20 protein-coding genes are annotated in these 20,576 nt (G+C 62.3%); 13 read left to right on the top strand and 7 right to left on the bottom strand.

Going from position 1 to position 20,576, the window contains the following annotated elements:
• The first annotated feature begins 2 nt into the window (after positions 1 to 2).
• Genes QMK47_RS23985 through cyoE form a run of 3 tightly spaced genes read left to right on the top strand, consistent with a single transcriptional unit; the run spans position 3 to position 1,864 of the window.
• On the top strand, positions 3 to 629 hold the full coding sequence (locus QMK47_RS23985) for a cytochrome o ubiquinol oxidase subunit III (RefSeq protein WP_003205395.1): 627 nt from the start codon (positions 3 to 5) through the stop codon (positions 627 to 629).
• Positions 630 to 965: a cytochrome o ubiquinol oxidase subunit IV gene (gene cyoD / locus QMK47_RS23980; RefSeq protein WP_003205394.1), complete on the top strand. Its 336-nt coding sequence runs from the start codon at positions 630 to 632 to the stop codon at positions 963 to 965.
• Between the two features lie 11 nt (positions 966 to 976).
• Positions 977 to 1,864, top strand: coding sequence for a heme o synthase (gene cyoE / locus QMK47_RS23975; protein WP_003178131.1), 888 nt, complete (start codon positions 977 to 979; stop codon positions 1,862 to 1,864).
• Between the two features lie 319 nt (positions 1,865 to 2,183).
• Here cyoE and QMK47_RS23970 read toward each other — a convergent pair whose 3' ends face one another.
• The 3 genes from QMK47_RS23970 to QMK47_RS23960 all read right to left on the bottom strand — a co-directional run bounded on the left by QMK47_RS23970 (position 2,184) and on the right by QMK47_RS23960 (position 5,144).
• On the bottom strand, positions 2,184 to 2,888 hold the full coding sequence (locus QMK47_RS23970; RefSeq protein ID WP_253477979.1) for a hypothetical protein: 705 nt from the start codon (positions 2,886 to 2,888) through the stop codon (positions 2,184 to 2,186).
• A gap of 104 nt (positions 2,889 to 2,992) precedes the next feature.
• On the bottom strand, positions 2,993 to 4,006 hold the full coding sequence (locus QMK47_RS23965) for a sensor domain-containing diguanylate cyclase (RefSeq protein ID WP_320389418.1): 1,014 nt from the start codon (positions 4,004 to 4,006) through the stop codon (positions 2,993 to 2,995).
• Between the two features lie 235 nt (positions 4,007 to 4,241).
• Positions 4,242 to 5,144, bottom strand: coding sequence for a LysR family transcriptional regulator (locus tag QMK47_RS23960; protein ID WP_320389417.1), 903 nt, complete (start codon positions 5,142 to 5,144; stop codon positions 4,242 to 4,244).
• Positions 5,145 to 5,243: 99 nt separating this feature from the next.
• Here QMK47_RS23960 and QMK47_RS23955 point away from each other — a divergent pair, with 99 nt between their 5' ends.
• Positions 5,244 to 6,419, top strand: coding sequence for an aspartate aminotransferase family protein (locus tag QMK47_RS23955; RefSeq protein ID WP_320389416.1), 1,176 nt, complete (start codon positions 5,244 to 5,246; stop codon positions 6,417 to 6,419).
• Between the two features lie 152 nt (positions 6,420 to 6,571).
• Complete coding sequence (locus QMK47_RS23950; protein ID WP_253477953.1) at positions 6,572 to 7,306, top strand: OmpA family protein; 735 nt, start codon at positions 6,572 to 6,574, stop codon at positions 7,304 to 7,306.
• Positions 7,307 to 7,530: 224 nt separating this feature from the next.
• On the opposite strand, the gene ehuA is transcribed toward QMK47_RS23950, so the two are convergent.
• The 4 genes from ehuA to ehuB form a co-directional block, all read right to left on the bottom strand.
• Positions 7,531 to 8,325: an ectoine/hydroxyectoine ABC transporter ATP-binding protein EhuA gene (gene ehuA, locus QMK47_RS23945; protein ID WP_024616393.1), complete on the bottom strand. Its 795-nt coding sequence runs from the start codon at positions 8,323 to 8,325 to the stop codon at positions 7,531 to 7,533.
• A gap of 74 nt (positions 8,326 to 8,399) precedes the next feature.
• Positions 8,400 to 9,056 (bottom strand): ectoine/hydroxyectoine ABC transporter permease subunit EhuD, encoded by a 657-nt coding sequence (gene ehuD / locus QMK47_RS23940; RefSeq protein ID WP_253477950.1) that lies wholly within the window; start codon positions 9,054 to 9,056, stop codon positions 8,400 to 8,402.
• The gene (gene ehuC, locus QMK47_RS23935) at positions 9,053 to 9,712 is read right to left on the bottom strand and encodes an ectoine/hydroxyectoine ABC transporter permease subunit EhuC (protein WP_204127525.1); all 660 of its coding nucleotides are present in this window, start codon (positions 9,710 to 9,712) and stop codon (positions 9,053 to 9,055) included. Before ehuC ends, ehuD begins: the two co-directional genes overlap by 4 nt.
• 83 nt (positions 9,713 to 9,795) lie before the next feature.
• Positions 9,796 to 10,650, bottom strand: coding sequence for an ectoine/hydroxyectoine ABC transporter substrate-binding protein EhuB (gene ehuB / locus QMK47_RS23930; protein WP_253477946.1), 855 nt, complete (start codon positions 10,648 to 10,650; stop codon positions 9,796 to 9,798).
• Between the two features lie 290 nt (positions 10,651 to 10,940).
• Between ehuB and QMK47_RS23925 the strand changes: the two genes are divergently transcribed.
• The 8 genes from QMK47_RS23925 to QMK47_RS23890 all read left to right on the top strand — a co-directional run bounded on the left by QMK47_RS23925 (position 10,941) and on the right by QMK47_RS23890 (position 20,488).
• Positions 10,941 to 12,335 carry a PLP-dependent aminotransferase family protein gene (locus tag QMK47_RS23925; protein WP_258689312.1) on the top strand — a complete coding sequence of 465 codons (1,395 nt, stop codon included), beginning with the start codon at positions 10,941 to 10,943 and terminating at the stop codon, positions 12,333 to 12,335.
• A gap of 216 nt (positions 12,336 to 12,551) precedes the next feature.
• Complete coding sequence (gene eutB, locus QMK47_RS23920) at positions 12,552 to 13,523, top strand: hydroxyectoine utilization dehydratase EutB (RefSeq protein WP_320389415.1); 972 nt, start codon at positions 12,552 to 12,554, stop codon at positions 13,521 to 13,523.
• A gap of 20 nt (positions 13,524 to 13,543) precedes the next feature.
• Positions 13,544 to 14,536, top strand: a complete 993-nt coding sequence (locus QMK47_RS23915) for a cyclodeaminase (RefSeq protein ID WP_320389414.1) — start codon at positions 13,544 to 13,546, stop codon at positions 14,534 to 14,536.
• A 39-nt stretch (positions 14,537 to 14,575) separates the two neighbouring features.
• Positions 14,576 to 15,766 carry an ectoine hydrolase DoeA gene (gene doeA / locus QMK47_RS23910; RefSeq protein ID WP_320389413.1) on the top strand — a complete coding sequence of 397 codons (1,191 nt, stop codon included), beginning with the start codon at positions 14,576 to 14,578 and terminating at the stop codon, positions 15,764 to 15,766.
• Positions 15,767 to 15,769: 3 nt separating this feature from the next.
• Positions 15,770 to 16,771: a N(2)-acetyl-L-2,4-diaminobutanoate deacetylase DoeB gene (gene doeB, locus QMK47_RS23905; RefSeq protein ID WP_320389412.1), complete on the top strand. Its 1,002-nt coding sequence runs from the start codon at positions 15,770 to 15,772 to the stop codon at positions 16,769 to 16,771.
• A gap of 237 nt (positions 16,772 to 17,008) precedes the next feature.
• Positions 17,009 to 17,488 (top strand): Lrp/AsnC family transcriptional regulator, encoded by a 480-nt coding sequence (locus QMK47_RS23900; protein WP_320389411.1) that lies wholly within the window; start codon positions 17,009 to 17,011, stop codon positions 17,486 to 17,488.
• 130 nt (positions 17,489 to 17,618) lie between these two features.
• Positions 17,619 to 19,106 (top strand): NAD-dependent succinate-semialdehyde dehydrogenase, encoded by a 1,488-nt coding sequence (locus tag QMK47_RS23895; protein WP_320389410.1) that lies wholly within the window; start codon positions 17,619 to 17,621, stop codon positions 19,104 to 19,106.
• Positions 19,103 to 20,488 (top strand): aspartate aminotransferase family protein, encoded by a 1,386-nt coding sequence (locus QMK47_RS23890; RefSeq protein WP_024616383.1) that lies wholly within the window; start codon positions 19,103 to 19,105, stop codon positions 20,486 to 20,488. Before QMK47_RS23895 ends, QMK47_RS23890 begins: the two co-directional genes overlap by 4 nt.
• The last annotated feature ends 88 nt before the right edge of the window (positions 20,489 to 20,576 follow it).

The raw sequence follows: 20,576 nt of genomic DNA, 5'->3' as shown, positions 1-20,576 counted from the left end.
CCATGTCGAACTTAGTGACCACTGTTGGACACGCCCATGGTCATGACCATGGGCACGATGACCATCACCACGACTCGGGCGAGATGACCGTATTCGGTTTCTGGCTCTACCTGATGACCGACTGCATTCTGTTTGCGTCGATCTTCGCAGCGTACGCGGTGCTGGTTAACAACGTCGCCGGTGGCCCATCGGGCCACGACATCTTCGAACTGCCGTACGTACTGGGCGAAACCGCGCTGCTGCTGTTCAGCTCGATCACCTACGGCTTCGCCATGCTGGCGTTGTTCAAGGGCAAGAAAACCCAGGTACTGGGCTGGCTGGCCATGACCTTCCTGTTCGGTGCCGGCTTCATCGGCATGGAGATCAACGAGTTCCACATGTTGATCTCCGAGGGCTACGGCCCTAACCGCAGCGGTTTCCTGTCCGGGTTCTTCACCCTGGTCGGCACCCACGGCCTGCACGTGACCAGCGGCCTGATCTGGATGGCGATCATGATGTACCAGGTCCAGAAAAACGGCCTGACCGCCACCAACAAGACGCGCCTGAGCTGCCTGAGTCTGTTCTGGCACTTCCTGGACGTGGTGTGGATCTGCGTATTCACCGTTGTTTATCTGATGGGGACCCTGTAAATGGCTAACGCACATTCCCATGATGGCCACGACGCCGGCCACGGCAGCGTCAAGTCCTACGCCATCGGTTTCATTCTGTCGGTGATCCTGACCGTCATTCCGTTCGGCCTGGTGATGTACCCATCGCTGCCCAAGAGCCTGACCCTGTGGATCGTACTGATCTTCGCCGTGGTCCAGGTACTGGTGCACCTGGTGTACTTCCTGCACCTGGACCGCTCCGCCGCCCAACGTAACAACGTGGTCGCGTTTGTCTTTGCCGCGATCGTGATTGTCCTGCTGGTTGGCCTGTCGTTGTGGATCATGTTCAGCATCCACACCAACATGATGGCGCACTGAGGAAAGTCCGGATGTCCCTGAAGCACTTTATCCAAATCACCAAGCCGGGGATCATTTTCGGTAACGTGCTTTCTGTGGCAGGCGGGTTTTTCCTGGCCTCGAAAGGGCATGTCGATCTGGCCATCTTCCTGGCGGCGATGATCGGCACTTCCCTGGTGGTGGCGTCCGGTTGTGTGTTCAACAACTGCATCGACCGTGACATCGATATCAAGATGGAACGCACCAAGAATCGGGCGCTGGTCCAGGGCCTGATTCCGGTGCAACTGGCCCTGGCGTTCGCCACGGTGCTGGGCGTGGCCGGCGTGGCGCTGTTGTACTGGGTGGCCAATCCGCTGGCGGCGTTGTTCGCGGTGATCGGTTTTGTCATCTACGTCGGCCTCTACAGCCTGTACCTCAAGCGCAAGTCGGTCCACGGCACGCTGGTGGGTAGCCTGTCGGGGGCGATGCCGCCGGTGATCGGCTATGTGGCGGTCAGCAACAGCTTCGACATGGCTGCGCTGACGCTGCTGGTGATGTTCAGCCTGTGGCAGATGCCGCATTCCTACGCCATCGCGATCTTCCGCTTCAACGACTACCTGGCGGCCTCGATTCCGGTGTTGCCGGTCAAGCGCGGTATCCGGGTGGCCAAGAAGCACATCCTGCTCTACATCCTGGCCTTCCTCGTGGCGACGTTGATGCTGACGTTCAGCGGCTACGCCGGCATGAGCTACCTCGCCGTCGCCGCCGCCATGGGCATGTACTGGCTGTACATGGCCTGGACCGGCTACAAGGCGGTGGATGACACGGTCTGGGCACGCAAGCTGTTCGTGTTCTCGATCTTCACCATCACCGCCCTGAGCGTCATGATGTCCTTGGACTTCAAGGTGCCAAGTGAGCTGCTGCTGACCTACGCGCCTTAAGCTTCAGACGCCACAAGAAAAGCCCCGCCTTCGAGAGAAGTGCGGGGCTTTTTCTTGGGTGTTACTTCGGATTTCTGTGGGAGCGAGCTTGCTCGCGATAGCGGTGTGTCAGCTTGCCTGGATGCTGGATGTGCCGGCGTTATCGCGAGCAAGCTCGCTCCCACACTGGAGCTTCAGAGGGCTTGAATTCTATGTTCGGCACAGAACTCCTGTGGGGGCGAGCCTGCTCGCGAAAGCGGTGGGTCAGCTTGCCTGGATGCTGAATGTGCCGGCGTCATCGCGAGCGGGCTCGCTCCCACAGGGGAAACTCAACCTGGGCTTATTGCTGGGCGATGCTGTAGCCGTCGAATGCCTTTTGCTGTTGCAGGGCGGTGACGATGCTTTTGCGGGTGATCGGTTGTTCGGTGCCGTCATTGTCCAGGAAGGTTTCGCTTTCCAGCTCGGCTTCGTCGCCTTCGCCTACGAAATTGAAGCCCAGGAACTCGAAGGCCTCGCGGTCGACGTTCGGCTTGGAGCGTGGCGTGCGCAGGGGCAGGGTAACGCTGATGCCGTCCTTGCTGATGACAAACACTTCGGCTTCCTTCTTGGCCCGCGAGGCCTTGCCCTTGCTGCCGCTCGGGTTGCTGATGGCCTGGTGGGTCTGGTTCAGTACTTTCAGGGCCAGGCCGTAGACCAGTTCCTGGAACGACGGATCGTCCTTGTAGCTGGAGAGGATGCGGCTGATCGGGAAGCGGCTGCTCAGGTCTTCCAGGGCCGCGAAATCGGCGGTTTCGGCGTCCTTGAGTTGTTTGAGCTGGCCCATCAGTTCGTAGGCCTTGTCGTCGTCGAACGCATCGTGAGCCTGACGGATGGCGTTGCGCAGTTCGCGGATCTGGTCGCTTTCGCGATTCGACTGGAACGCATCGAGGACCATTTCGCTGATGGTTTTGGCCTGGGGCAGATGCTGTGAAAGATTGATGGAGTTTTCGTATTCCGCTTTGGACGACAGGGTGACTACGGATTCAGCGGTGTTGGAATCGGACATTGAAATTTCACTACTTCTGTTAGCGGGATGAGGCGAGAAAGGCATTGAGCTTTTTTCCGGTCGCCTAATCTATTGGACGCGGGCGGTGTTGTCACGGTCGGAGCTCATTCACAAATCACATTCTTGCCCGACATCTTGGAGCGATACAGCGCCTGGTCCGCCCGGTGCAGCAACACCGCGTGCTGTTCGTCCTCGAGTCGCTGCACCACGCCAAAACTCATGGTGATCTGGAAGTCGCCCACCGGCAGCAGGTCGGACAGGCCCCGGCGAATGCTCTCAGCCAGCAGGCGGGCGTCGGCCAGGCTGGTGTTGGGCAAGATCATGATGAATTCGTCACCGCCCCAGCGCACCAGCAAGTCGCCGCCGCGCTCGCAGCGCTTGACGCTCTGCACCACTTGTATCAACGCTGCGTCGCCAAAGGCGTGGCCGTAGCGATCGTTGATGTCCTTGAAATCATCCACGTCCATGGCGATCAGCGACAACGGTTCGCGAAAACGCTGCGCGCGCTCACAGGCCAGCGGCAGCGCCTGGTCCAGGCGATAACGGTTGGCGACCCGGGTCAGGGCGTCGGTTTCAGCAAGCTTGCGGTTTTTGTCGAGCTGGATCTGTAACTGATGGTTGACCCGGGACAGTTCGCGGGTGCGTTCTTCAATCACGGCTTCCAGGGATTTGTTGCGCCGTTCCAGCTGTTCGAACAGGCGTTTCTTGTCATCGATACTGCGATGGGCGCCGATCATGCGCGCCACCGTGCCGTCCGGGTTACGGGCGATTACATAGCCGCGATCCTCGATCCAGATGTAGGCCCCATCGCGCGTGCGGCAGCGGTATTCGGCCTGGTAGACGTGGGATCGGTGTTCCAGGTAGTCGTCGAACAACGCCATGACCCGTGGATAGTCATCCGGGTGGATCACGCTCTCCCAGGTCAGCACGGTGTTGTCCAGAGAATGAGGCAGGTAGCCAAGCATCGTGTACCAGCCGGGGTTGCGGTAGACGAAGCCGGTGTTGGCATTCCAGTCCCAGATGCCATCGCTGACCAGTTCCAGGATGGTGTGCAGTACGCCTTCGTCCAGATCGGACAGGTCGAACCGCAGCATATCGATGTTCGAGGCATCTCCCATCGTCGTTCCCTCAATCAGCCTTGATATCAAAATGCGCGTCCAAGGAGGAAGAGTAGTTGATGGGGGGCGGGGTCACTAGCGGGGAGGCGCTTCGGGTGAACACCTGAACTGTGGTGAGGGAGCTTGCTCCCGCTGGCTGCGTAGCAGCCCCAAAGCGGGGCCGCTTCGCGCCCCAGCGGGAGCAAGCTCCCTCGCCACGGGATTTGTCTTCATCCAACGCTCATCGAGCCCATCCTCAGGTTTTGCCCCATTTCTCCAACGCGAACTCGACAAAACTGCGCAGTTTCGGCAAACGGTAGCGATCCTGCGCGTACATCAGGCTCATTGGACGATGTGGCAACTGGTAGTCCTGCAACAACGCCACCAGGTGTCCATCCTTCAGGTCCTGGGCCACCAGCGCATCGGGCAGCATGACCACGCCCATCCCGGCCAAGGCGGCGCGATGCAGGCCCGAGGAGCTGTTGATCAGCATCGGGCCGTTTACCGGGACCTTGATCTCGCCTTCCGGGCCGTTGATCGGCCAGTGATCCTGGGCGAAGCGCCATTCGTCTGCTGCCGAATAGGCGAATGACAGGCAGTCGTGCTGCTGCAGGTCCGCAGGTTTTTCCGGTGTGCCGCGCCGAGCCAGGTAGGCAGGGGAGGCGCAGATGGTCAGGGTGTAGTCCATCAACGGACGGGCAATCAGTTTCGGGTCGGGATGGCCGAGTCGGATGGCGACATCGAATCCATGTTCGAGCAGGTCCAACCGCTGGTTGGTCAGCACCACGTCGAGCTTGACCTGGACGAAGCGCTGGCTGAATTCGGCCAGTGCCGGCGCGAGGCGTTCGGTGCCGAAGGTCAGGGGCGCGGTGATGCGCAGGGTGCCGTTGGGCTCGCCTTGGGTCTGTTCGGCCAGGCGCTCGGAATCGGCCACCAGCCCCAGCACTTCCAGGCAGCGTTGGTAGTAGGTCGAGCCGAACTCGGTCAGGCGCTGGCGCCGCGTCGTGCGGTTGATCAGGCGCACGCCGAGACGTTGCTCCAGTGCACGAAGATGATTGCCCACCATGGTGGTGGACATTTCGCACGCCTGGGCCGCCGCCGTCAGGCTTCCGGTTTCTACCACCTTCACGTACACGGTCATCGCCTGGAACACGTCCATTATCAAGCTCAGCTTTTAAATGATTGAAGTAAAGCAGCGTTTATCCAGCCTTGGTGGCTAACCATACTGGAAAAAACCAACCCAATGGAGCTTGATGCCATGACCGCTGCCTGCCTGATGACCACTTACCAACCCCTGGCGCTGAGTTTCACCCACGGCTTGGGGACGCGCCTGTGGGACCAGGACGGTCGCGAATACCTCGATGCGGTGGCGGGCGTGGCGGTGACCAATGTCGGCCACTCCCACCCACGGCTGGTGGCCGCCATCAGCGAGCAGGCCGGCCTGCTGTTGCACACGTCGAACCTGTACAGCATCGATTGGCAACAACGCCTGGCGCAAAAGCTCACTCAGCTGTCGGGGCTGGAGCGGGCGTTTTTCAGCAACTCAGGGGCCGAGGCCAACGAAACCGCGCTGAAACTGGCGCGCCTCTATGGTTGGCACAAGGGCATTGAGCAGCCGTTGGTGGTGGTCATGGACAATGCGTTCCACGGGCGCACATTGGGCACGATGTCCGCCAGTGACGGCCCGTCCGTGCGGCTGGGCTACAACCGCTTGCCGGGGGATTTCATCAAGGTGCCGTTCGGTGATCTGGCGGCGTTGGAAGCGATCCAGCAGGCTCATGCCGAGCGCATCGTCGCAGTACTGGTGGAGCCGATCCAGGGCGAAAGCGGTGTGCAACTCGCACCGCCGGGCTATCTCAAGGCCCTGCGCGAACTGTGTAGCCGGCGCGCCTGGTTGTTGATGCTCGACGAGATCCAGACCGGCATCGGTCGCACTGGCCAATGGTTCGCGTTCCAGCACGAGGGCATCGTGCCGGACGTCATGACCCTCGCCAAGGGCCTGGGCAACGGCGTACCCATTGGTGCCTGCCTGGCGCGGGGCAAGGCTGCCGAGCTGTTTACCCCTGGCAGCCATGGCAGCACCTTTGGCGGTAATCCACTGGCCTGTCGGGTCGGCTGCACGGTGCTGGAGATCATTGAGCAACAAGCGCTGGTGGACAACGCCAGGCATCAGGGCGAACAGTTGCTGAGCCGGCTGCGCACCGAGTTGGCGGACAACCCGAATGTCTTGGCGATTCGCGGCCAGGGTTTGATGATCGGCATCGAACTCAAGCAACCGGTTCGCGACCTGGCCCTTCGCGCCGCCCGGGACCACGGCCTGCTGATCAATATCACTCGGGGCCAGACCATCCGCCTGCTGCCGCCGTTGACGATCGATGGGCGGGAAGTGGAGATGATTGTCCGGGGCGTGAGCCGCTGTCTGGCGCAGGGGTGAGGGGCGTTCGCCCGGAGGCCGGTTTTTTATCGGTCAGCCGGGCGAAGCGCAACGCAGCGCGACGGAATTTTTAACGATTGCCGCGTTCCAACGCCTGCCAGAGTCGATTGCCTACACTTTGGCATTCAGACTGAAAACCCAGGAGCATCTTCATGTTCACCTCGCGTCGCTTGATCGTTGTCGCAACTGCTGTGGCCCTGTTGTCCGGCTGTGCGTCGCCTAACCCCTATGACAACCAGGGCCAGGCCTCTACCGAGTCTTCGGGCATGAGCAAAACCGCCAAGTATGGTGGCCTCGGTGCACTGGCGGGGGCGTTGGCCGGTGCGGCCATCGGTCACGATAACCGCGGCAAGGGTGCGTTGATTGGTGCAGCGGTGGTGGGGGCTTCCGCGGCCGGTTACGGCTACTACGCCGACCAGCAGGAAAAGAAGCTGCGCGCCAGCATGGCCAATACCGGCGTTGAAGTGCAGCGCCAGGGCGACCAGATCAAGCTGATCATGCCGGGCAACATCACCTTCGCCACCGACTCGGCGAACATCGCCTCCAGTTTCTACCAGCCGTTGAACAACCTGGCCAACTCCCTCAAGGAGTTCAACCAGAACCAGATCGAAATCGTCGGCTACACCGACAGCACCGGCAGCCGCCAGCACAACATGGACCTGTCCCAGCGTCGTGCGCAGAGCGTGGCGACTTACCTGACGTCCCAGGGCGTGAGCGGTGCCAACCTGTCGGCCCGCGGCGCCGGCCCGGACAACCCGGTGGCCAGCAACGGCGACGTCAATGGTCGTGCGCAAAACCGTCGTGTCGAGGTCAACCTCAAGGCCATTCCTGGCCAGCAGTACCAGGCACCGGCGCAGCAGGGCCAGACTTACCAGCAGTACCCATAACGGCTGGGCGGCAAATGAAACGGGGGCTCTGGCAACAGGGCCCCCGTTTTTTTATGGTTGTCAGTTTCTATCCGCCTGATGCCGCCACTTGTGGCGAGGGGATTTGTGGGAGCAAAGCTTGCTCGCGAAACAGGCGCCTCGATCTTTTGAAAGACCGCATCGCTTTCATCGCGGGCAAGCCTTGCTCCCACAAGTCTCCTCGCCCAAAGGTGTTCACAAGGGGATCAATTCGCCTCTTTTACCGCACTCAAGAACGCACACGTACGTTCCTGCTGCGGGTTTTCGAAGATCTGCGCCGGGGTGCCCTGTTCGTGGATCTGCCCTTTGTAGAAGAAACACACCCGGTCGGCGAACTCCCGGGCGAAGCCCATCTGGTGGGTCACCATCAGCATCGTCAGGTTATGTTCGGCCCCCAGTTTGCGGATCACATTCAGCACCTCGCCGCACAGCTCCGGGTCGAGCGCCGAGGTCACTTCGTCAAACAGCATCACCTTGGGTCGCATCGCCAGCGCCCGGGCAATCGCCACCCGTTGTTGCTGGCCGCCGGACAACTGCGACGGGTAATGGTCGAGCTTGTTGCCCAGCCCCACCAGCTCCAACAGGTCGGCGGCGCGCTCCCGGGCTTCTTTCGGGTTCATGCCCAGCACCTGCACCGGCGCCTCGATCACGTTCTGCAGCGCGGTCATGTGGGGGAACAGGTTGAAACTCTGGAACACCATGCCGATCTTGCCGCGCACCCGGCGGATGTGTCGGTCGTTGGCCGGCACCAGCACGCCGTTGCGGTTGGGCATGTGGGTCAGGGAGTCATCCTCGACGCGGATCTGGCCCTGGTCGATGCCTTCCAGGGTCATCAACACCCGCAGCAGCGTGGACTTGCCCGAGCCGCTGGGGCCGATGATCGCGACCTTTTCACCGGGAACGACATCCAGGTTCAGATGATCGAGCACCGTGAAGCTGCCATAGCTTTTGGTCACGTCCTGGAAACTCACGATCGGCCGGGACGTTGTTGGATCTTGCATGGCCGGGGCCTCCTGCTGCGACGCCAGCGTGCTGCGCCGGGACAAATCGGTGGGCGTGGACAGAGGTAAAGTCATTAGCGTAGCTCCATGCGCGTTTCAAGGCGCCGTACCAGATAAGCCAGGGCAAGGCTCAGGGCGAGGAAGAACAGGCCGACCATGGTGATCGGTTCCAGGTAGCGGAAATTCTCGGAACCGATGTTCTTGGCCTGCTGCATGATTTCCACCACGGTGATCGCCGACAGCACCGGCGTGTCCTTGAGCATCGCCACCAGGTAGTTGCCCAGTGGCGGCACGATCGGTCGCAGCGCCTGGGGCAGGATGATGTTGCGATAGGCGTCGTACGGCGCGATGTTCAACGCCGTCACCGCTTCCCACTGCGCCCGTGGCACCGCGTCGAGACCACTGCGATAGACCTCGGCGATGTAGCAGGCGTAGTGCAGGCCGATGCCGAGGATGCCAACCTGCATGGCCGTCAGGCTCAAGCCATAGTTGGGCAGTACGTAGTAGAGGAAATACACCTGGATCAGCAGCGGTGTGCTGCGGATGAACTCGATCACCGCGGTGGCCGGCCACGACAGCCAGAATTTGCGACTGCGCCGGCCAATCGCCAGGAACAGCCCCAGGACAATCGCGATCAGGAAGCCGATCAGGGTAATGCCCACGGTGTTGAGGGAGGCGCGCAGCAGGTCCGGCAGGATTTGTGTGGCGTAGGACCAATCGAACAGCGTCATGACAGACCTCCACGCATCCGGCCCCGGCTCAGTCGTCGTTCGACGTGGCGCATGCCGAAGTTGATGGCTTGGGCGAGGATGAAATACATCACCAGGGCCAGGCTGAAGATCTCCAGGGTCTGGAAGGTCGCCTGATCCAACTGCCGCGCGCGGAAACTTAGGTCCGACAAGGTGATCAGCGACACCAGCGAGGTGTTCTTCAGCAGCTCGATCAACAGGTTGGTGCCCGGTGGGATCGCCGCCAGCAACGCCTGCGGCAGGATGATCCGCTTGAAGCGCGTGAAGCCGCTGAAATTCAGCGCCGTGCAGGCTTCGTATTGGCCCTTGGCGACCGAACTGATGGCGCCGCGCATCACCTCGGCCCCGTAAGCGCCGATGTGCAGGCCCAGGCCGACAATCGCCACGGCGTAAGGGCTCAGCTCAACGTTGAAGGGTGGCAGCGGCAGCACAAAGAACAGCCAGAACAATTGCACCAGCAGCGAGGTGCCACGGAACACTTCGATGTAGGTGATGGAAAACCAGCGCAACGCTCGCCACGGCGAGAGTCGCCCGAGAGCTGCCAGCACCGCCGCGACGATGGCCAGCAGCGAGCCGAAGAAGGTCACCTGGAGCGTGACCCAGGCCCCCTGTATCAATAACGGAAGTAATTCGCCCATGGTTCAACCCAATGTCCGGTGAAGCAGGGAACAGGCATCACGCACCGCGCGTCATGCCCGTTTCGGCACGCCAGTCTTGACGACTACTGAGCGCAGAGCTCGGCCGCGGTCTTGCTGGTCACGTTGGATTTGTCGAACCCGAATGGCGCAACCGTCTTGAGATGCTCTTCGGAGCCCAGCCACTTTTTCAGCTCGGCATTGACCGCATCGCGCAAGTCTTTGTCTTCGGGGCGGAAGGCCAGGGCGCCGTAGCCGATGTGGGATGGGTCGTCCTTGAATTCGGTCATCGCCTCCACCTTGTCGCCACCCTTGCTGGCCAGGCCTTTCATGGTCAGTTGGGTGCCGACGGCAGCGTCCGCGCGTCCGGCACGTACGGCTTGCAGTTGTGCGGTGGTGTCGGGGACCTGGAGGATCTGGTCGTCCTTGACCCCGGAGTCGCGGGCATAAGCCAGGTTCACCGTGCCGGCCATGATTGCCAGTTTCACATCCGGTTGCTTGGCGATGTCTTCATAGCTGTGGAGTTTTTTCGGGTTGCCCTTGGCCACGAGCAAGGCATCGGGCAACTGGTACTGCGGATCGGTGAACAACACTTGCTTGCAGCGCGCCGGGGTGATGTACATGCCGGCGGCGATGACATCGAAACGACCTGCGCGCAGGCCTGGGATCAACGAGCCCCATTCGGTGAGCACGCCATTGACCTGCTTGATGCCCATTTTGGCGAAGATGATCTTGGCGATTTCCGGTGACTCACCGGTAACGGTGCCGTCGGTTTCGGTGAAGGCAAACGGCGTTTCGTTGGCGTAGCCGATCCGGATGCTACTGGTGCTTTTGACCGTATCCAGGGTGGCCGCTTGAACGCTGCCGGCCAGGCCCAGTACGGCACAGGTCAGCAAGAGCCGACGTAGGGGCGCACCGGTGCTGGGAAGAAAATTGCTCATCGATAAAATCTCCTGTTTCTTGTGGATCCGTCGTTTGACGGCTCTGTGGTAGGAGGCAGTGTTACAAGAGCAAAGCGTACAGCGGCGGATCCGGGCGTGGCCTGGAATCGGGAACGGCGCCGGTACAGGTCGATCCGGCTTTTTGTCAGGGCGATGAGCCCGCCTGGGTGACGACCTTGGACCGAGCATACAAAAGCCCCGGCATCGATTGTATTGCACTAGGACAATTGCTTTGCCGCGATGGCCGCGCAATGCTGTGCGCACCCCTACACACGCCGGTTGCAGCTGTTATGGATAAGTGGAAGTCAGCCTTGGACCTCGCCCGCAGCGGTGAATCCAAATACAAGATTCTGGTGCAGGCCATTGCCGACGATATCGAACAGGGCACCCTGGCCAATGACCAGCGCCTGCCGCCGCAACGGCAGGTGGCCGACGCCATGGGGATCAGCGTGCAGACCGTCACCAACGCCTATAAGGAGTTGGAGCGCCAGGGACTGGTGCGCTGTGAGGTTGGGCGTGGCAGTTTCGTCTCGCGGCGCATGAGCGACCGGGTGGCGACGTACATCCTCGACAGTCCCGAGCGAGCGCTGGTGGATTTTTCCATCACCCGCATCCTGCACACCCGTGAGCATGACCAGGCCTGGCGTGATACCTGCGCGGCGCTGAGCACTGAAGAAGACCAGCCGTGGATTCATGCGTTTCGCCCCATCGCCGGTTTCGAATCCCATCGCGAAGCGGCGGCGCAGTGGATCGGTCGGCAAGGGCTGAAAGTCGACCGTAACGATGTGCTGATCACCAACGGCGCGGCCCACGGGATTTTCCTGGCTCTCGCTTCGCTGGCGGGCCCCGATGATGTGGTGCTCTGCGAAGGCTTGACCGACCACGGCGTGATCGGCAACTCCCAGGTGCTGGGCTTCACCCTCAAGGGCCTGGAGATGGACCGCTATGGCATCGACCCCGAACATTTCGAAGACATGTGCAGCAACGAGCGCATCACTGCGCTGGTGTGCACGCCAAACCTGAACAACCCCACCACCAGCCTGATGCCCGACGCCCGCCGCCGGGAAATCGCCGAGATTGCCCGGCGCTTCGGTGTGCACATCATCGAAGACGATGTGTACGGCCCGCTGCTGGACGAACGCCGGGCGCCGCCCATCAGCCACTACCTGCCGGAGCTGTCGTTCTACTGCACGAGCATGACCAAGTCGGTGCTCACGGGGCTGCGCACCGGTTATCTGGTGGTGCCCAAGCGCCTGGCCCTGCGCACCGAGAGCATCCTGCGTGTCAACAGTTGGATGGCCACACCCATGGTCTCGGAGATCGCCACCCGCTGGATTCGCGATGGCCGCGCCGAGTCGCTGGTGCAATTGCAACGTCAACTGCTGGCCGGGCGCCAGGCGATGGTCACCGAGTACATGGGCGAACATCTGCTGGGCCAGCACCCGCATGCCTTGAATGCGTGGGTTGGCATCCCGTCCCATTGGGAAGTGGACAGCCTGGTGCGGGCGCTGCGGCACAAGCACATCGCCGTGACATCCCCCGATCCGTTCACCGTCCGCGGCACCCCCAGGCCCCGCGCGGTGCGGGTCTGCGTCGGCGCTGAATGCAGTGACGAAGAAATGCGCCATGCGCTGATCGGCATGCGGCAGATCTTCAACCAGTACCCGCAGATTCATGATTTCTGATGCACCACACCTTTCCCTGTGGGAGCGAGCTTGCTCGCGATAGCGGTGTGGCAGTCAGCAAAGATGTTGAATGTGAGGGCCCCATCGCGAGCGAGCTCGCTCCCACAAGGGATTTGTGGTGACTTTGGAACTTCATCACTAAATTGCCCTAGTACATTCATCACCACAATCCAGCCCTCTTAGACTGCGCCCAACACATCCGCTCGGGACGCAGTCATGACAGGGTTGCAGCTTCAGGACATTTACCTCGCTCGCCAGCGCATCGAGTCGCAGGTCAGGCGTACACCCATGGAGCATTCCCCGAGTTTGTCGCGGTTGATGGGCGTGGCGGTGTACCTCAAGCTTGAGGCCCTGCAAATCACCGGCAGCTTCAAGCTGCGCGGGGCGAGCAATGCAGTGGCGCAGCTCAGCGCCGAGCAAAAGGCCCGGGGCGTGGTCACGGCTTCGACCGGCAATCATGGTCGGGCACTGGCCCATGCCGCTTCGCAACAAGGCGTCAGGGCGATTGTCTGCCTGTCGAACCTGGTGCCGGCCAACAAAGTGCAGGCGATCCGCGACCTGGGCGCCGAGGTGTGCATCGTCGGCCAGTCCCAGGACGAGGCCCAGCGCGAGGCCGAGCGCATCGCCCGGGAGCAGGGCGCGACTTTTTTGCCGCCCTTCGATCATCCGGCGATTATCGCCGGGCAGGGCACCCTCGGCCTGGAGATCCTCGAGCAGCAACCGGAGGTGGCCCAGGTCCTGGTGCCGTTGTCCGGTGGCGGCCTGTTCGCCGGAGTTGCCCTGGCCCTCAAAAGTGCGAACCCAGCGATTCAAGTCCACGGCATCAGCATGGCCCGCGGTGCCGCGATGCACGCCAGCCTCGCCGCCGGGCAGCCCGTGGACATCGAAGAGCTGCCGACGCTGGCCGACTCCCTCGGTGGCGGCATCGGCCTGGACAACCGCTACACCTTCGCCATGACCCGGCAACTGAGCGATGACGTACACCTGCTCTCGGAAGCCTCTATCGCCAATGCCATCCGCCACGCCTATCACCACGAACGCCTGGTGCTCGAAGGCGCTGCCGTGGTGGGCATCGCGGCGCTGCTCGACGGCCTGGTCGAGCCACGCGGCCCCATTGTCCTGGTGGTCAGCGGGCGCAACGTCGACACCGCACACCATGCCCGCGTGATCGCTGGCGCCAACGCCTGATGACCCTAACGGAGCCAGTCATGAGTGAAGTCACCCTATTGAGCGAAGCCGACCTGCGCAGCTGCGTGGCCCAGGACCTGGCCAGCATCGACGCCATCGAACAGGCCTTCGTGCTCCTGGCCACCGCCGCCGTGGCGATGCCGCCGATCCTGCGGTTGGACATTCCCGAGCACAACGGTGAAGTGGATGTGAAGACCGCTTACCTGCCGGGCCTGGAGCGCTTCGCCATCAAGGTCAGCCCGGGTTTTTTCGATAACCCCAAGCTTGGCCTGCCCAGCCTCAACGGCATGATGATGTTGCTCTCGGCACGCACCGGCCTGCTGGAAGCCCTGCTGCTGGACAACGGTTACCTCACCGCCGTGCGCACCGCCGCGGCCGGGGCGGTGGCGGCGCGTTGCCTGTCCCGCGAGCAGAGCCGCAGCGTCGCGCTGATCGGTGCCGGCGAGCAGGCGGCGTTGCAACTTCAGGCACTGCGCCTGGTGCGACCCATCGACGAGGTGCGGGTCTGGGCGCGTGATGCGCAAAAGGCCGAGGCGTTCAGTCAGGAGCTGGCGCGTGACACTGGACTTGCCGTCACGCCATGCGCCTCCATTGACGATGCCCTGGAAGGCGTGGACATCGCCGTCACCTGCACACCCAGTCGCGAGCCGTTGATCCAAGCCCGCCATTTACATCCCGGCCTGCACATCACGGCGATGGGCTCGGACGCCGAACACAAGAACGAAATTTCCCCGCAAGCCCTGGCGGCCGTCGACTGTTATGTCGCCGATCGCCTGAGCCAGACCCGCGTGCTCGGGGAACTGCACCACGCCCTGGCGGCCGGTGCCGTTCGCGATGACCTGGCGTTGATGGAGTTGGGACAGGTGCTGGCGGGACAGCACCCCGGGCGTTCCGATGCCGCACAAGTGACGCTTTGCGACCTGACCGGCACCGGCGCCCAGGACACCGCCATCGCCAACCTGGCGTTCGAGCGGGCACGGGCGGCGGGCAAGGGGTTTGCGTTCGGCCGCTAGATCATTTTTCTCATGAGTCATTGAACAGAGGGCAGGTGGATGTCTGAGATCGTCGTCAATCTTCCGTTCCTGCGGGAGGAATACACCCAACGCCTGGCGAAGGTGCGCGCGGCCATGCAGGCCCAGGGCCTGGAGCTGCTGCTGGTCACCGATCCGTCGAACATGGCTTGGCTCACCGGCTATGACGGTTGGTCATTCTATGTGCACCAGTGCGTGCTGCTGGCGCTGGAGGGCGAACCCGTGTGGTTCGGTCGTGGCCAGGATGCCAACGGTGCAAAGCGCACGGTGTTCATGCAGGCCGATAACATCGTCGGCTACCCGGACATCTACGTGCAGTCCCGCGAGCGCCACCCCATGGACTACCTGTCCCGCGAGGTGATCATCGCCCGTGGCTGGGGCGCGCTGACCATTGGCGTGGAGATGGACAACTATTACTTCAGCGCCGCCGCTTACCTGTCGCTGCAAAAGCATTTGCCCCAGGCAAAACTGGTGGACGCGGTGGGCCTGGTGAACTGGCAGCGCGCGGTCAAGTCGCCCCAGGAAATCGCCTACATGCGCATCGCCGCGCGCATCGTCGAGAACATGCACAGCCGGATCCTGGAGCGCATCGAACCAGGCATGCGCAAGAACGAACTGGTGGCCGAGATCTACAGCTGCGGCATCCTCGGTGCCGACGGCCATGGCGGCGACTACCCGGCCATCGTGCCGCTGTTGCCCACCGGGGCCGACGCCAGTGCGCCGCACCTGACCTGGGACGATTCACCCTTCGAGGAGGGCGCCGGCACCTTCTTTGAAATCGCCGGTTGCTACAAGCGTTATCACTGCCCGCTGTCGCGCACCATTTACCTGGGCAAGCCGCCGCAACATTTCCTCGACGGCGAAAAAGCCGTGGTCGAGGGCATCGCCGCCGGCCTGGACGCAGCCAAGCCGGGCAACACCACCGGCGATATCGCGGTGGCGTTTTTCAAGGTGCTGGAGAAATTCGGCATTCACAAGGACAGCCGTTGCGGCTACCCCATCGGGATCAGTTATCCGCCGGATTGGGGCGAGCGCACCATGAGCCTGCGCCCCGGCGACAACAGCGTGTTGCAGCCGGGCATGACCTTCCATTTCATGCCGGGGCTGTGGATGGACGATTGGGGCCTGGAAATCACCGAAAGCATCCTGATCACCGAGACCGGCGTCGAGACGCTGTGCGACGTGCCTCGTCAATTGTTCGTGAAGGATTGAGCCATGCCCGATCTGCCTAATAATCCCATCAGCGCCACGGTCGACTTCACCCGCGAGGGTGTGCAGCACGGCTTTCTCAAGCTGCCGTATTCGCGGGACGATTCGGCCTGGGGCGCGGTGATGATTCCCATCACCGTGATCCAGCGCGGCAGCGGTCCGACGGCGCTGCTCAGCGGTGGCAACCACGGCGATGAATACGAAGGCCCGGTGGCCCTGAGCAAACTGGCACAGCAACTGACGGCTGAAGAGGTGAGCGGGCGGGTGATCATCGTGCCGTTCATGAACACCCCGGCCTTCCGCGCCGGACGCCGGACTTCGCCCATCGACAAGGGCAACCTGAACCGCAGTTTTCCCGGCAGGCCGGACGGCACCGTCACCGAGAAAATCGCCGACTATTTCAATCGCACGCTGCTGCCCTTGGCCGACATTGTCCTGGACATTCATTCCGGCGGGCGGACCCTGGATTTCCTGCCGTTTGCCGCCTGCCACGTCTTGCCGGACAAACCGCAGCAAGCGCGCTGCGAGGCCGGGATGCTGGCGTTCAACGCGCCGTATTGCATGCGCATGCTGGAGCTGGACGCCGGGGCGATGTACGACACGGCGGCCGAGTCCCAAGGCAAGGTGTTCGTCACCACCGAGCTGGGCGGCGGCGGTTCGTCGACCGCCCGTAGCGTGGCGATTGCCGAGCGTGGGGTGCGCAACCTGTTGATCCATGCCGGCATCCTGCGGGGCACGATCGAGTTGCAGCCCTCGCTGGTGCTCGACATGCCGGACGCCAGTTGTTTCATCGCCAGCGAACACGACGGCTTGCTGGAAATGTGCCGCGACCTGGGGGAACACGTGACACGGGGCGAGGTGGTGGCGCGCATCTACGACGCCACCCGCAGCGGCGTCGCCCCGGTCGAATACCGCGCCGCCCGCAGCGGCCTGCTGGCGGCCCGGCACTTTCCCGGGTTGGTGCAGTGTGGCGATACCTTGGCGGTGATTGCGGATGTGTTGGCGTGATACACCTCAACTGACACACCACCCTGTGGCGAGGGAGCTTGCTCCCGCTCGGCCCTGTAGGAGCTGGCGAAGCCTGCGATCTTTTGATCTTTCGCTTGAGACTCAAGCGTCAGGGGAAAGATCGCAGCCTCGTTGCACTCGACAGCTCCTACACAGCTCCTACAGGCCCAGCGGGAGCAAGCTCCCTCGCCACGGTAATCGGTGTGATGTCTGAATTGTCTGGAGAGTCCACGGCCCATGCACAAGCTCGATCGCTACGACCTCAAGATCCTGCAAATCCTCGCCGAGGACGGGCGGATTACCAAGTCGAGCCTGGCCGAGTCCATCAACCTGTCGGTGACGCCGGCCTGGGAGCGGGTGCGCAAGCTCGAAGCGGCGGGCCTGATCATCGGCTACCGGGCGCAGATCGATTGGGGCGCGGTGTTCAAGCGTCAGCAGGTGCTGGTGGAAATCACCCTGGCCCGCCACACCGCCCAGGACATGCGCCGTTTCGAGCAACGCATGATCGCCGCGCCAGAAGTGGCGTTCTGTTACGCCACGGGCGGCGGTGTGGATTACCTGGCGATGATCCAGGCGCCGGACGTCGATGCCTACCAGCGTTTCGTCGACCAACTGCTGCTCGAAGACCTCGGCATCGAACGCTACTTCACCTACATCGTCACCAAGATCATCAAGACCGCTGGTGCCTTGCCGGCGGAGTTGGCCGAGCCGTCCTGAGCACCGCAGAAAACCCGGTTTGCCGCCCTCGATTCAGAAAAAAACCAGGGTTTGACCCACGGTAAACCTCCAATTCCCCAAGCGCCGCTGCCCTAGCATGGATTCACGCACACGCTCTGGAGTGAACGTCATGCCTTACCAACATCCGCTGCTGTTCAAAGCGCTTTGCTACATCGACGGCCATTGGGTCCACAGCGACAGCGGCCACAGTGTGGCTGTCCACAACCCGGCCACCCGCACCGTCATTGGCCATGTGCCGATGCTCGATCAGCCGCAGATCGTCGCGGCGGTGGACGCTGCGCATCGCGCCTTCCCAACGTGGCGCGAGCAGAGCCTGGAGACTCGCGGCGCGATCCTGCGGCGCTGGGCGGCACTGATCGTCGAACACCGCGAAGACCTCGCGCACATTCTCAGCCTGGAGCAGGGCAAGCCATTGGCCGAGTCCCGTGGCGAAATCGCCTACGCTGCCAGCTTCATTCCGTGGTTCGCCGAGCAAGCCCGGCGCCTGTACGGTCAGAACATTCCGAGCCATATCCCGAATGCGCATCTGGGGACGGTCAAGGAGCCGGTAGGCGTCTGCGCGCTACTCACACCGTGGAATTTCCCGTCGGCGATGATCACCCGCAAGGCCGCCGCTGCCCTGGCTGCCGGTTGCACCGTGGTGATCAAACCGGCCCACGAAACGCCTTACTCGGCCTTGGCCCTGGCGCAGCTGGCCGAGGAGGCAGGCTTTCCTGCCGGGGTGTTCAACGTGGTATTGGGCGAGCCGCAAATGGCCATGGAAACCCTGGTCAAGGATCGTCGCGTACGCTCGGTGAGCTTCACCGGCTCGACCCGGGTCGGCAAGTTGGTGCTGCAAGCGGCGGCCCATGACGTGAAGAAAGTCGCGCTGGAATTGGGCGGCAACGCGCCGTTCATTGTCTGCGCCGATGCCGACCTCGCCTTGGCGGTGAAAGTCGCCGTGGAGGCGAAGTTCCAGACCTCGGGCCAGGACTGCTGTGCGGCTAACCGAATCATGGTGCAGCGCCCGGTGTACCAGGCGTTCCTCAGTCGTTTCGCCGCCGCGGTGCGCGCCTTGCGCGTCGGGCCGGCGATGGTTGATCAACAGGAGCAGGACGTGGACGTCGGGCCGTTGATGCATCAGGCGGCATTCGATGCGACCGCTGACCGTGTCGCCGATGCGCTGGCCCTTGGCGCTCAACGCCTGGTGGGCGGTGAGGCCCATGCCTTGGGCGGGTTGTTTTATCAGCCCACGGTGCTGGCCGACGTCACGCCGCAGATGCGCATCTACCGTGAAGAAAACTTCGCGCCGATTGCCGGGGTGATGCCGTTCGACACCCTGGACGAAGCCATCGAAATGGCCAACGACACCGAGTATGGGCTGGCGGCCTATATTTGTTCCAATCGCCTGGACCTCATTTATCCGCTGATCCGCCGTCTCGACCACGCCATGGTCGCGGTCAACGGCGTCAAGTTCACCGGCCACCCGATTCCCTTCGGTGGCATGAAAGCCTCGGGCCTCGGTCGCGAGGGGGGCAGCGAGGGCTTCGAGCCCTTTGTCGAAACCAAATATTTTTGCCTGCACCATCAAGGCCAGTTCCCAGGAGAGCCCGCATGAGCCAAGAACTCAACACGCTGTTCGAACAAGACCGTGCGCATTTCATGCACCCCTCGACCCACGCCCACGACCACGCCAGCGGCGCGCTCAAGGGCCGGATCATCAAGAGTGCGTCAGGCATTCGCATTCGCGACCATGAAGGCCGTGAGTTCATCGATGCCTTTGCCGGCCTCTACTGCGTGAACATCGGTTACGGCCGCACCGAGGTGGCCGACGCCATCTATAAACAGGCCAAGGAACTGGCCTACTACCACACCTACGTCGGCCATTCGAGCGAGGCGATCATCGAGCTGTCCAGTCGCATCATGGACTGGGCGCCGGAAGGGATGAAGAAGGTCTATTACGGTTTGTCCGGCTCCGATGCCAACGAAACCCAGGTCAAGCTGGTGCGCTACTACAACAACGTACTGGGCCGGCCGCTGAAGAAGAAAATCATTTCACGGGACCGTGGTTATCATGGCTCGGGCATCATGACCGGCAGCCTGACGGGGCTGGCGACCTTCCACCAGCATTTCGACCTGCCGGTCGAAGGGGTCAAGCACACCGTGTGCCCGCACTGGTATCGCAAGGCGCCGACGGGCATGGACGAAGCAGCCTTCGTGCGGTATTGCGCCGACGAGCTGGAAAAAATGATCCTCGCTGAAGGTCCGGACACCGTGGCGGCGTTTATTGGTGAACCGCTGATGGGCACCGGGGGCATCATCGTTCCCCCCGCCGGTTATTGGGATGCGATCCAGGCCGTGCTGAAAAAATACGACGTACTGCTGATTGCCGATGAAGTGGTCTGCGCGTTCGGCCGCCTGGGTTCGAAGATGGGCAGCCAGCGCTACGGCATGAAGCCGGACCTGATCACCACCGCCAAAGGCCTGACCAGTGCCTATGCACCCTTGTCGGCGGTGATCATCGGGGAAAAGGTCTGGAGTGTGATTGAAAAAGCCTCCCAGGCCGAAGGGGCCATGGGCCATGGCTGGACCTATTCCGGGCACCCGATTTGCGCGGCGGCGGCACTGGCGAACCTCGACATTCTTGAACGCGAAAACCTCACGGCCAACGCCGAGGATGTGGGTGGCTACCTGAATCGTCGCCTGCGTGAAACCCTTGAAGGTCATCCGTTGGTGGGCGAGGTGCGTGGTGACGGCATGCTGGCAGCGGTGGAGTTCATGGCCGACCGTGAACAGCGCACGGCATTCGACCCGGCGCTCAAAGTCGGCCCGAAGGTCTCGGCCGCCTGCCTGGAACGCGGCATGATCGCCCGCGCCATGCCCCACGGCGACATCCTGGGCTTCGCCCCGCCACTGATCCTGACCCGCGAGGATGCGGACCTGATCGTCGACATCACTAAAGGTGCTGTCGATCAGGTGGCGGGTGAAGTGTTGGCTTAGGCTGAGTAAAAATACTTCAGGACAAAAATACCCTGTGGTGAGGGAGCTTGCTCCCGCTGGGCTGCGAAGCGGCCCCAAAACCAGGCAA

Origin of the sequence: Pseudomonas sp. P9_35 (assembly GCF_034008205.1) — a bacterium.
Lineage (GTDB): Bacteria > Pseudomonadota > Gammaproteobacteria > Pseudomonadales > Pseudomonadaceae > Aquipseudomonas > Aquipseudomonas kilonensis.
This window is presented reverse-complemented; position numbering and strand designations above follow the sequence as displayed.

Bases quoted from the DNA above. Each gene is read 5' to 3' on its own strand.
- cyoE (WP_003178131.1), top strand. From the start codon at position 977: ATGTCCCTGAAGCACTTTATCCAAATCACCAAGCCGGGGATCATTTTC.
- QMK47_RS23950 (WP_253477953.1), top strand. From the start codon at position 6,572: ATGTTCACCTCGCGTCGCTTGATCGTTGTCGCAACTGCTGTGGCCCTG.
- doeA (WP_320389413.1), top strand. From the start codon at position 14,576: ATGTCTGAGATCGTCGTCAATCTTCCGTTCCTGCGGGAGGAATACACC.
- QMK47_RS23895 (WP_320389410.1), top strand. From the start codon at position 17,619: ATGCCTTACCAACATCCGCTGCTGTTCAAAGCGCTTTGCTACATCGAC.
- doeB (WP_320389412.1), top strand. From the start codon at position 15,770: ATGCCCGATCTGCCTAATAATCCCATCAGCGCCACGGTCGACTTCACC.
- QMK47_RS23925 (WP_258689312.1), top strand. From the start codon at position 10,941: ATGGATAAGTGGAAGTCAGCCTTGGACCTCGCCCGCAGCGGTGAATCC.
- ehuD (WP_253477950.1), bottom strand. From the start codon at position 9,056: ATGACGCTGTTCGATTGGTCCTACGCCACACAAATCCTGCCGGACCTG.
- ehuB (WP_253477946.1), bottom strand. From the start codon at position 10,650: ATGAGCAATTTTCTTCCCAGCACCGGTGCGCCCCTACGTCGGCTCTTG.
- eutB (WP_320389415.1), top strand. From the start codon at position 12,552: ATGACAGGGTTGCAGCTTCAGGACATTTACCTCGCTCGCCAGCGCATC.
- QMK47_RS23985 (WP_003205395.1), top strand. From the start codon at position 3: ATGTCGAACTTAGTGACCACTGTTGGACACGCCCATGGTCATGACCAT.
- QMK47_RS23960 (WP_320389417.1), bottom strand. From the start codon at position 5,144: ATGGACGTGTTCCAGGCGATGACCGTGTACGTGAAGGTGGTAGAAACC.
- QMK47_RS23965 (WP_320389418.1), bottom strand. From the start codon at position 4,006: ATGGGAGATGCCTCGAACATCGATATGCTGCGGTTCGACCTGTCCGAT.
- ehuA (WP_024616393.1), bottom strand. From the start codon at position 8,325: ATGCAAGATCCAACAACGTCCCGGCCGATCGTGAGTTTCCAGGACGTG.
- ehuC (WP_204127525.1), bottom strand. From the start codon at position 9,712: ATGGGCGAATTACTTCCGTTATTGATACAGGGGGCCTGGGTCACGCTC.
- cyoD (WP_003205394.1), top strand. From the start codon at position 630: ATGGCTAACGCACATTCCCATGATGGCCACGACGCCGGCCACGGCAGC.
- QMK47_RS23915 (WP_320389414.1), top strand. From the start codon at position 13,544: ATGAGTGAAGTCACCCTATTGAGCGAAGCCGACCTGCGCAGCTGCGTG.
- QMK47_RS23890 (WP_024616383.1), top strand. From the start codon at position 19,103: ATGAGCCAAGAACTCAACACGCTGTTCGAACAAGACCGTGCGCATTTC.
- QMK47_RS23900 (WP_320389411.1), top strand. From the start codon at position 17,009: ATGCACAAGCTCGATCGCTACGACCTCAAGATCCTGCAAATCCTCGCC.
- QMK47_RS23955 (WP_320389416.1), top strand. From the start codon at position 5,244: ATGACCGCTGCCTGCCTGATGACCACTTACCAACCCCTGGCGCTGAGT.
- QMK47_RS23970 (WP_253477979.1), bottom strand. From the start codon at position 2,888: ATGTCCGATTCCAACACCGCTGAATCCGTAGTCACCCTGTCGTCCAAA.